Source organism: Pseudomonas sp. SG-MS2 (genome assembly GCF_009933855.1).
GTDB lineage: Bacteria > Pseudomonadota > Gammaproteobacteria > Pseudomonadales > Pseudomonadaceae > Aquipseudomonas > Aquipseudomonas putida_E.
In genome coordinates this window covers 24,619-33,605 of the sequence record NZ_MOMO01000007.1, presented here as the reverse complement: position 1 = coordinate 33,605, position 8,987 = coordinate 24,619, and the positions used below count along the sequence as shown (strand labels likewise).

Here is an 8,987-nt window from a genome sequence, read left to right as displayed (position 1 = left end):
TCCACGCCCCGAATGACGCCCGTTACCAGTTCAAGGACTTCTACGAACGGGTCAAGGCCAAGGGCTTCATCCTCTACCCCGGCAAGTTGACCCAGGTCGAGACCTTCCGCGTCGGCTGCATCGGCGTGGTCGGACCGGACGGCATGCAAGCTGCTGTGAATGCCGTGGCCGACGTGCTGCGGGAAATGGAAGTACTGGACATCTGACCCTCTGCCCATCCGATTTCAGGAAATAGCGCACATGAACTACAGCAACCCCACCCAGCTGCAAGCCGCCATCCTCGACTGGGCCGGCACCGTGGTCGACTTCGGCTCTTTCGCCCCGACCCAGATCTTCGTCGAAGCCTTCGCCGAGTTCGACGTCCAGGTTTCCATCGAAGAAGCCCGCGGCCCGATGGGCATGGGCAAGTGGGACCATATTCGTACCCTGTGTGACGTGCCGGAAATTGCCGAACGCTATCGCAACGTGTTCGGCCGCACGCCGACCGACGATGACGTCACTGCCATCTATAACCGCTTCATGCCGCTGCAGATCGAGAAGATCGCCGTGCATTCGGCGCTGATTCCCGGTGCTCTGGACACCCTCACCGGCTTGCGCCGGGACGGCCTGAAATTCGGCTCATGCTCGGGCTACCCGAAAGTGGTAATGGACAAGGTGGTGGAGCTGGCGGCCCAGAACGGCTATGTCGCCGACCACGTGGTGGCCACCGACGAAACCCCGAACGGCCGCCCGTGGCCGGCACAGGCACTGGCCAACGTGATCGCCCTGGGCATCGACGACGTGGCGGCCTGCGTCAAGGTCGACGACACCGTGCCGGGCATCCTCGAAGGCCGCCGTGCCGGCATGTGGACTGTGGCACTGGTGTGCTCGGGCAACGCGCTCGGGCTGACCTGGGAAGGGTACCAGGCGTTGAGCGCTGAGAAGCTGGAGAGTGAGCGCAAGCGCATTCATGCGCTGTTCGCAGGGTCACGCCCGCACTACCTGATCGACACCATCAATGAACTGCCCGAGGTGGTCGCCGATATCAACCGGCGGTTGGCCAAGGGAGAGATGCCGCAGGCGTTCTGACCGATCTGTGTTGCAGCTTTCGCCGGCAAGCCGGCTTCCACAGCTACCCCGCCGTTTTCACGAACGGTGGGGTAGCTGTGGGGCCGGCTTACCGACGACAAGGCCGGCTCAAACCGCCCGGTTCAGCTTCACCCAAGAGGCAAACTTGTCGATGAAACCCTGCAGAAACGGCCGGGTCTTGTCATTGAGCTTGCCACTGTCCTCGAAAAGGCTGGCCGCCCCACCGATATAAGCTTCGGGCATCTGCATGCACGGCATGTCGAGAAACACCAGCGACTGGCGCACGGCATGGTTGGCCCCAAACCCGCCAATGGCGCCGGGCGAGACGCTCACCACCGCCGTAGGTTTGCCACCCCAGGCGCTTTGCCCATAGGGACGTGAGCCCACGTCGATGGCATTTTTCAGGCAGCCCGGTACAGAGCGGTTGTACTCCGGGGTGACGAACAGCACCGCGTCGCTGCGCCGGATCTCGTCGCGAAAGCGCCTCCACGGCTCGGGCACACCCGCAGCCTCGACATCCTCGTTGTACAGTGGCAGATCGCCGATTTCGACGATTTTCAAGGCAAGACTGGACGGTGCCAGCTCTGAAAGGGCACGGGCCACCTTGCGGTTGTACGAATCCTTGCGCAAGCTGCCGACGACGACCGCTACCGAATACACCTGGCTCATGGCGATTTCCAACCTTTGCTGGGTTAAGAGACGTTGTAGTTATAGATGACCATTGCTCGGCGCTTAGGTTTTTTTCCTCCGCCAGAAAACTTCCAGGTACCATCCACGGTCTATTCCTGCAGACATTTCCTACGCAATTCAGAGGTTTTCACTTAAATGGCAGCAGTAATGGTCGGCCAATTCCACGCCCGTGACGCCGAAGGCCGTATCTACCCCGTCCACGAGTTCCAAGAGTCCACCCTGCAGACCGACGGCAGCGTACAGGGCGCACCGGTCACCACCTATCGTCTGGCAATCGGCGACCGAGTCAACCACTTGGGTGAAGACCGTTTTGAACTGGTACAGACCGGCGTCGAGATCATTCGCATTCCTTGACGCAATCGACCGTATAGCTTCCGGCTTCGCTCTGCAGGCCGTGCACATCGGCGACAAAACCGGGAAAACCGCCGTTGAAGGCGCGGGCAAACGCCAGGTAGTCGAGGATCGAGCGGGTAGCTTCAGTGAACCGCTCCCCCGGCATGATCAAGGGTATGCCCGGCGGATAGGGCACCAGCATGACTGCCGCGACACGGCCGAGCAATGCCTCTATCGGCACCGCTTCCACCTCACCGCGCACCATATGGTCATAGGCCCGGGCCGGGCTGAGCGCCACTTCCGGCAAGCGACTGAACAACCCTTTGAGCTGCTTGGCCGTGGCATTGACGCGATAGCAGTCATGCAGCTGGTTGCACAGGTCGCGCAGGCCGATACCGTGGTAGCGTGCCGTGTCGACTGCAACGATGCTCGGCAGGCACTGGCTTAACGGCGTATTGCCATCATGATGGCGTTTGAACTCCAGCAACTCGGTCAGCAGCGTGCTCCACTTGCCCTTGGTAATGCCCATCGAGAACAGCACCAGGAAGCTGTAAAGGCCGGTCTTCTCCACCACCAACCCGCGCTCCCAGAGAAACTTGCTGACCACTGCCGCCGGAATGCCCTGCTCGTCCAACACGCCGTCGGCACGCAACCCCGGCATCACCAGGGTGACCTTCAACGGGTCAAGCAGCACATAATCGCCCGCCAATTCGCCAAAGCCATGCCACTGCGCCCCAGGCTGCAGCAGCCAGTCCTGCGCAGCGAGCTGATCGACGCCTTCTGCCCCAGGCGGCTGCCAGATACTGAACCACCAATCGGTGGCCGCGATATGTGCACGCAGGTTAGCCAGGGCGCGACGAAAGCTCAGTGCCTCGTCAAACATCTCTTGCAGCAGCGAACGCCCCGCGGGCCCCTCCATCATGGTCGAAGCCACATCCAAAGAAGCCAGGATGCTGTACTGAGGTGACGTCGAGATATGCATCATGAAGGCTTCATTGAAGCGATCTCGGTCCAGTTGCCGCTGTGCGCCGTCCTGTACATGGATCATCGACGCCTGGCTGAAGGCCGCCAGCAGCTTGTGCGTCGAGTGCGTGCTGAACACCAACGGGCTGCCCTCGGTGCAGGCCGTACCCATCGCATAGCGCCCCGTGAAGAACTCATGAAACGCCGCGTAAGCGAACCAGGCTTCATCGAAGTGCAGCACCTGCGCGCTGCTGCCCAGAGCTTGCTTGATCAGCCCGGCGTGGTAGCACAGCCCGTCATAGGTTGAGTTGGTCACCACCGCCAGTTTGATGCGCGGTTCGCGCCCCTTGGCCAAGGGGTTGGCCAGCACCTTGGCCTGGATCGACTCGGCGCTGAACTCGCTGAGCGGGATCGGCCCGATGATGCCCAGTTCGTTGCGCTCGGGGCATAGGTAGATGGGAATGGCGCCGGTCATGATGATGGCATGGACCACCGACTTGTGGCAGTTACGGTCCACCAGCACCAGGTCATCACGGCCGACCATGGCATGCCAGACGATCTTGTTGGCGGTGGAGGTGCCATTGATCACGAAGAAGGTATGGTCGGCGCCAAAGTTGCGCGCGGCCCTGGCTTCGGCCGCTGCCAAAGGGCCAGTGTGATCGAGCAGCGAGCCCAGTTCCGGCACCGAGACGGACAAGTCCGAGCGCAAGGTATTCTCGCCGAAGAATTGATGGAAGGCTTGGCCCACCGGGCTTTTGCGGTAGGCCACGCCACCGCCATGGCCGGGCGTGTGCCAGGAATAATTGGACTGCGCGGTGTGCTGTACCAAGGCCTTGAAGAAAGGCGGCAGCAAGCCGTCGAGGTAGTTGTGTGCGGCACGTGCTACCTGGCGGGCGAGGAACGGCACGGTGTCCTCGAACAGGTAAAGGATGCCGCGCAGCTGGTTGAGCTCGCTCATCGCTTCGGCGGGAGCGTTTTCCAAGGTGACCTGTTCGCCCAGGGCGAAGATTGGCAGGTCAGGAGCACGCTGGCGGGCCAGGCGGATCAACTCGGCCATGTTCTGCAACAGGTGAGTATTGTCGCCAATGCCTTCGGCGGCGATCAGCATGCAGGCCAGGCCGTGGTGGGTGGCCGCGACCAGACGGGCTTCGGCATTGTCTGCCGCGGCGAGAATGGCGAAGCCGTCCTGACGCAGTTCCTCGGCAATCCCCCGCACGCGCTCGCCGGCAACGCTGTCGGCCTTGATGGCACGGTGGACGATGAGGATGGGGAACTTGAGGTCCTTGTACATCAGGCTGCAACCTCCGAAGGACAGAGCGTCTTTCACAGGGTAGTAGAGCCTGGTGCTGTCAGTACGGCCCTGTCGCAGGCACGCCGGTTCCTACGCGAATTTGCAGTTCAGTAAAGAGCTTGTGGGAGCCAGGTTGCGGCGATAAGGCCAGGGCAGGCTCAGCATCAACCGGCAGGCGTTTCGGTCAATACCTGCCACATCGACGGCCCGCCCGCCGACTTGGCGATAGCCGCCAGGCGCTCTGCATGCGCCTCCAGTTCCTCGGCAGTGGCCATGATCACCCGCCCAGGCGCACGCCCGGTAATCCGGCGGATCTCGCTGCCACCGCTGCCCTGCCCTTCATTGTCGCCGTCCGCCCCATTGCCAGCCAGCGAAAGGCTGGTCTGGCCACCGGTCATTGCCAGGTAGACGTCAGCCAGCAGCTCCGAGTCGAGCAACGCGCCGTGCAGCTCACGGCCGGAGTTGTCGATATCGTAACGCTTGCACAGCGCGTCAAGGCTGTTGCGCTGCCCCGGGTGCCGGGCACGGGCCAGCAGCAGTGTGTCGAGGATGGTGCAGTGCTGCGAGATGTCGGCGCGGTCGCGCTGGCCGAGCAGGGCGAACTCGTTGTTGATGAAGCCGACGTCGAACGCCGCGTTATGGATGACCAGCGTGGCGCCCTGAATGAATTCGAAGAATTCCTCGGCCACATCGCCGAAGCGCGGCTTGCCGACCAGGAACGCGTCGGTGATGCCGTGGACATTGATCGCGCCCTCGTCACTCTCGCGGTCCGGTTGCAGATAGACGTGGAAGTGCCGACCGGTCAGGCGCCGGCCAATGACTTCGACGCAGCCGATCTCGATGATCCGGTGGCCTTCGCTGACCGGCATGCCGGTGGTTTCGGTATCGAGAATGACCAGGCGTTTATCTTGCTGCTGCTCCACGCGGGGCGCTCCAACTTGCATCAGTTACAAAGCCGAGGATTGTACCGCAGCTCAACGTTTGGCGCGTACCTCGTCGACGCCACGGTTGGCCAATTGGTCAGCGCGCTCGTTACCGGGGTGGCCGATGTGCCCGCGCACCCACTTCCAGGTGACCTTGTGGCGGTTGACCTGCTCGTCGAGCTGCTGCCACAGGTCAGCGTTCTTCACTGGCTCCTTCGCGGCGGTCTTCCAGCCGCGCTTCTTCCAGTTGACCATCCACTCGTTGATGCCCTTCATCACGTACTGCGAGTCGGTGGTCAACACCACCTCGCATTCGCGCTTGAGCGCCATCAAGCCCTGAATCGCGGCCATCAGTTCCATGCGGTTGTTGGTGGTTTCGCGTTCGCCGCCCCACAGCTCCTTTTCGACGCCCTTGTAGATCAACAGGACCCCCCAGCCACCAGGGCCTGGATTGCCCTTGCAGGCACCATCGGTATACAACTCGACGCTATCGCTCATGTACCACTCATGTTCAGTGCTTTTCGGTATCGGGGCTGACCACGGTGCGGTTGACCTTGGCCAATGGCAAAGGCAGCAACTTGCCCATCGGTTCGCGGCGTTCCTGGCGCAGCGGCCTCAGGCCAACCACCATCTTGCGCGCCACCAGCAGGTAAACCCCGCCACCAGAGCTCTGCCAACCGCCTGCCACCCGTTCCCAGCCCGCCAGGCGTTGTTGCCAGGCCGGTGAGGCAAGCGGCGGACGATAGCACCCGAAGCGGCGTTTCTCCAGCGCGAAGCCCAGCAGGTTGAGCCAGTCACCGACCCGTGACGGCGAGATGCAGCGGGCCTTGCGCAGCGCGCCGTGGCTGAAGAAGTGGCGTATGCCCCAACTGCTCCAGGGGTTGATGCCGACGATCAGCAGATGCCCGCCGGGGCGTACCGCACTGGCGGCCTCGCGCAGCAAGCCATGGGGCGACAGGCAGAAGTCCAGGCCGTGCTGCAGCACCACCACGTCGGCGGCGTGCTCGCTCAAGGGCCAGGCCTGTTCCTCACAGACGATCTCCACCCCCGGCAGCGGCGCGCCCAAACGCACGTTGCGCTGTACCTGGGGGGCGCTGGGCGGAGCCTCGGCGCAGGGGCCGTAATGCACCAGGTAACCCCCGAAGAAGCGCCCGAGCTCCTCCTCCAACAATTTTTCCTCTTCTTTGAGCATCAGCTGGCCGAGCGGGCCGTGGAACCAGTCACGGGCCAGGCTGATCAGCTCGATCCAGGCCGGGTCGGCCTGGGCAAAGGGTTGGTCGGTCATTTGCGCTCTCCCTCGAAGGTTCTCGCACCGCGCCATCGCGGCTAAGATGGCTTCATGTGCCACGCTAGGCGATACGGATCCGCACCATGATACAGATCGATGCTCTACCCGCTTTCTCCGACAACTACATCTGGTTGTTACAGGATACTGCCAAACGCCGCTGCGCGGTGGTCGATCCTGGTGATGCCGCCCCCGTGGAGGCATGGCTGGCCGCCAATCCCGACTGGGTGCTGGAGGATATTCTGGTCACCCACCACCACAATGACCACGTGGGCGGTGTCGAGCGGCTCAAAAAACTGACCGGTGCGCGGGTCAGCGGCCCGGCCAACGAGCGTATTCCGTGCCGCGACCTTGCCTTGGACGAAGGTGACGAAGTGACCGCGGTGGGCGTGACCTTCCAGGTTCTGGCAGTACCGGGGCACACGCTGGGTCATATCGCCTTCTTCAGCGACCAACCTGCGACACCGGTGCTATTCAGTGGCGACACGTTGTTCGCCGCTGGCTGCGGGCGGATGTTCGAAGGCACGCCAGAGCAGATGCAGCCTGCCCTCGCCAGGTTGGCCGCGCTGCCGGAGCGTACCGAGGTGTACTGCGCCCACGAGTACACCCTCAGCAACTTGCGCTTCGCCAAGGCCGTGGAGCCACAAAACCCGCACGTTCTGCAACGTTTCGATGATGTTACCCGGCTGCGCGCCGAAAATCGCATCACATTGCCATCAACCATCGGCCTGGAACGGCTGACCAACCCCTTTCTGCGTACCTCTGAAACATTAGTTAAACAAAAAGCTGACGAATGGAAGGGACATTCAAACACCACGCATGTCGCTGTTTTTGCTGCCTTGAGGTCTTGGAAGGACACCTTCTGATAACCTGAAGATATATCGCAACATGTGCTCGAAGGTTGACCCAGCGGGATGCGGTTTCTAGAATCGCCGAAATTTTTTGCCCGGATACCCGTCCCCGCCGATGTCTTCCCGTAGCCGCAGAACCGCTCATTCAGTCGCCCTGACGCGCCTGGCCCAAATCAGTGCGCTGGCGCTGGCCGCCACCCTGGTGGGCTGCCAGAGCACCCGTCAGCTCGACGAATCCGACAGCGTTCGCGCGCACAGCTACCAGGCGCGGATCAAACACAAACCCGTTCCGCTCGCGGTCAAACCCGCCGAGCAGGCGCCGCAGGATGTGTGGGAGCGCATGCGCCAGGGCTTCGCCCTGCAAGACACCATCGACGTCAACCCGCGCATCGAGCAGCAGCGGCTGTGGTTCGCCAGCAACCCCTCATTCCTCGAAAACGCCGGTGAGCGCGGCAGCCTGTACCTGCACTACATCGTCGAGCGCCTGGAAGAACGCGACATGCCGCTGGAACTGGCCCTGTTGCCGGCGATCGAAAGCGCCTACAACCCCATGGCCTACTCGCGCGCCCATGCTGCAGGCATGTGGCAGTTCATCCCCTCTACCGGGCGCCACTTCAACCTGCGCCAGACCAATTTCTACGATGGTCGCCGCGACATCACCGCGTCGACCAACGCCGCGCTGGATTACCTGAGCCGCCTGCACGACATGTTCAACGGCGACTGGCTGCTGGCACTGGCTGCCTACAACGCCGGTGAAGGCACCGTCAGCCGGGCGATCGAGCGCAACGAGAAACTCGGCCTGCCCACCGATTACTGGAACCTGCCACTGCCACAGGAGACGCGCGACTACGTGCCCAAGCTGCTGGCCCTGTCGCAGGTGGTCCTGACCCCCGAAGCCTACGGCGTGAACCTCAACCCGATCGCCAACGAGCCCTACTTCGAAGCTGTCGCCATCAAGGACCGCCTGGACCTGTCGCGGGTAGCCGCCTTCGCCAACATCGACGAAGACGAACTGATCCAGCTCAACCCGGCATTCAAGAAGCGCATGACCGTGGATGGGCCCAAACAATTGCTGGTACCGACGGCCAAGGCGCAACTGCTGTCCGACAGCCTGTCCAACCTCAAGCCTGAACAACTGGTCAGCCTGCAGCCGAACAAAGCCGTGTTCGCACGCGCCGTGGCCGAAGCCAAGGCACCTGCCAGAGCGCGCAGTTACCGCGTAAAGCGCGGCGACAGCCTGAGCACCATTGCCAGGGCCAACCGGGTTTCGGTCAAGGATATCCAGCGCTGGAACAAACTATCGGGTAGCCGTGTAAAGGCCGGCCAGGTGTTGGCACTGCGTGGTGGTAGTGCGGCAGGCAACCGGGTGGCGGCATCCTCCAAGCGCTCTACCCAGTACAAGGTCCGCAAGGGTGACTCGCTGTATCTGGTGGCAAAACGTTTCAATGTTGAGATGAAGCACCTCAAGCGCTGGAATCCGCGCAGCGGGCACGCCCTCAAGCCAGGCCAGACCTTGACCGTCTACCTGGGGCACTGATGGCAACCCGGGGCTGCTCCGCAGCCCCTTGATCTCCTTCCAGACA

General features: G+C 62.5%; 9 protein-coding genes and 1 pseudogene. 5 read left to right on the top strand and 5 right to left on the bottom strand.

Annotated features, from left to right (window positions below; translation table 11 throughout):
• Both BLX42_RS00585 and phnX read left to right on the top strand, forming a co-directional pair.
• A pseudogene (locus BLX42_RS00585) lies at positions 1 to 206 on the top strand (2-aminoethylphosphonate--pyruvate transaminase); the annotation flags it as partial.
• A 34-nt stretch (positions 207 to 240) separates the two neighbouring features.
• Positions 241 to 1,068 (top strand): phosphonoacetaldehyde hydrolase, encoded by an 828-nt coding sequence (gene phnX, locus BLX42_RS00580; protein WP_161870934.1) that lies wholly within the window; start codon positions 241 to 243, stop codon positions 1,066 to 1,068.
• Between the two features lie 108 nt (positions 1,069 to 1,176).
• Here the strand turns inward: phnX and BLX42_RS00575 are convergent, their stop codons facing one another.
• Positions 1,177 to 1,737 carry an NADPH-dependent FMN reductase gene (locus BLX42_RS00575; protein WP_046785211.1) on the bottom strand — a complete coding sequence of 187 codons (561 nt, stop codon included), beginning with the start codon at positions 1,735 to 1,737 and terminating at the stop codon, positions 1,177 to 1,179.
• 156 nt (positions 1,738 to 1,893) lie between these two features.
• Between BLX42_RS00575 and BLX42_RS00570 the strand changes: the two genes are divergently transcribed.
• Positions 1,894 to 2,112 (top strand): hypothetical protein, encoded by a 219-nt coding sequence (locus tag BLX42_RS00570; protein WP_046785212.1) that lies wholly within the window; start codon positions 1,894 to 1,896, stop codon positions 2,110 to 2,112.
• Here BLX42_RS00570 and BLX42_RS00565 read toward each other — a convergent pair.
• The 4 genes from BLX42_RS00565 to BLX42_RS00550 all read right to left on the bottom strand — a co-directional run bounded on the left by BLX42_RS00565 (position 2,096) and on the right by BLX42_RS00550 (position 6,553).
• Positions 2,096 to 4,345: an Orn/Lys/Arg decarboxylase N-terminal domain-containing protein gene (locus BLX42_RS00565; protein ID WP_161870933.1), complete on the bottom strand. Its 2,250-nt coding sequence runs from the start codon at positions 4,343 to 4,345 to the stop codon at positions 2,096 to 2,098. The genes BLX42_RS00570 and BLX42_RS00565 overlap by 17 nt on opposite strands.
• Before the next feature lie 164 nt (positions 4,346 to 4,509).
• Positions 4,510 to 5,268 carry a DNA polymerase III subunit epsilon gene (gene dnaQ / locus BLX42_RS00560; protein ID WP_039602584.1) on the bottom strand — a complete coding sequence of 253 codons (759 nt, stop codon included), beginning with the start codon at positions 5,266 to 5,268 and terminating at the stop codon, positions 4,510 to 4,512.
• A gap of 51 nt (positions 5,269 to 5,319) precedes the next feature.
• Positions 5,320 to 5,766, bottom strand: coding sequence for a ribonuclease HI (gene rnhA / locus BLX42_RS00555; protein WP_012315304.1), 447 nt, complete (start codon positions 5,764 to 5,766; stop codon positions 5,320 to 5,322).
• 13 nt (positions 5,767 to 5,779) lie between these two features.
• Positions 5,780 to 6,553, bottom strand: coding sequence for a class I SAM-dependent methyltransferase (locus BLX42_RS00550; RefSeq protein WP_046785214.1), 774 nt, complete (start codon positions 6,551 to 6,553; stop codon positions 5,780 to 5,782).
• Positions 6,554 to 6,639: 86 nt separating this feature from the next.
• Between BLX42_RS00550 and gloB the strand changes: the two genes are divergently transcribed.
• Together gloB and BLX42_RS00540 are read left to right on the top strand one after the other, a co-directional pair.
• Positions 6,640 to 7,419: a hydroxyacylglutathione hydrolase gene (gloB, locus tag BLX42_RS00545; protein ID WP_115274306.1), complete on the top strand. Its 780-nt coding sequence runs from the start codon at positions 6,640 to 6,642 to the stop codon at positions 7,417 to 7,419.
• Positions 7,420 to 7,519: 100 nt separating this feature from the next.
• Positions 7,520 to 8,941, top strand: a complete 1,422-nt coding sequence (locus BLX42_RS00540; RefSeq protein WP_046785216.1) for a lytic transglycosylase domain-containing protein — start codon at positions 7,520 to 7,522, stop codon at positions 8,939 to 8,941.
• Positions 8,942 to 8,987 lie beyond the last annotated feature (46 nt).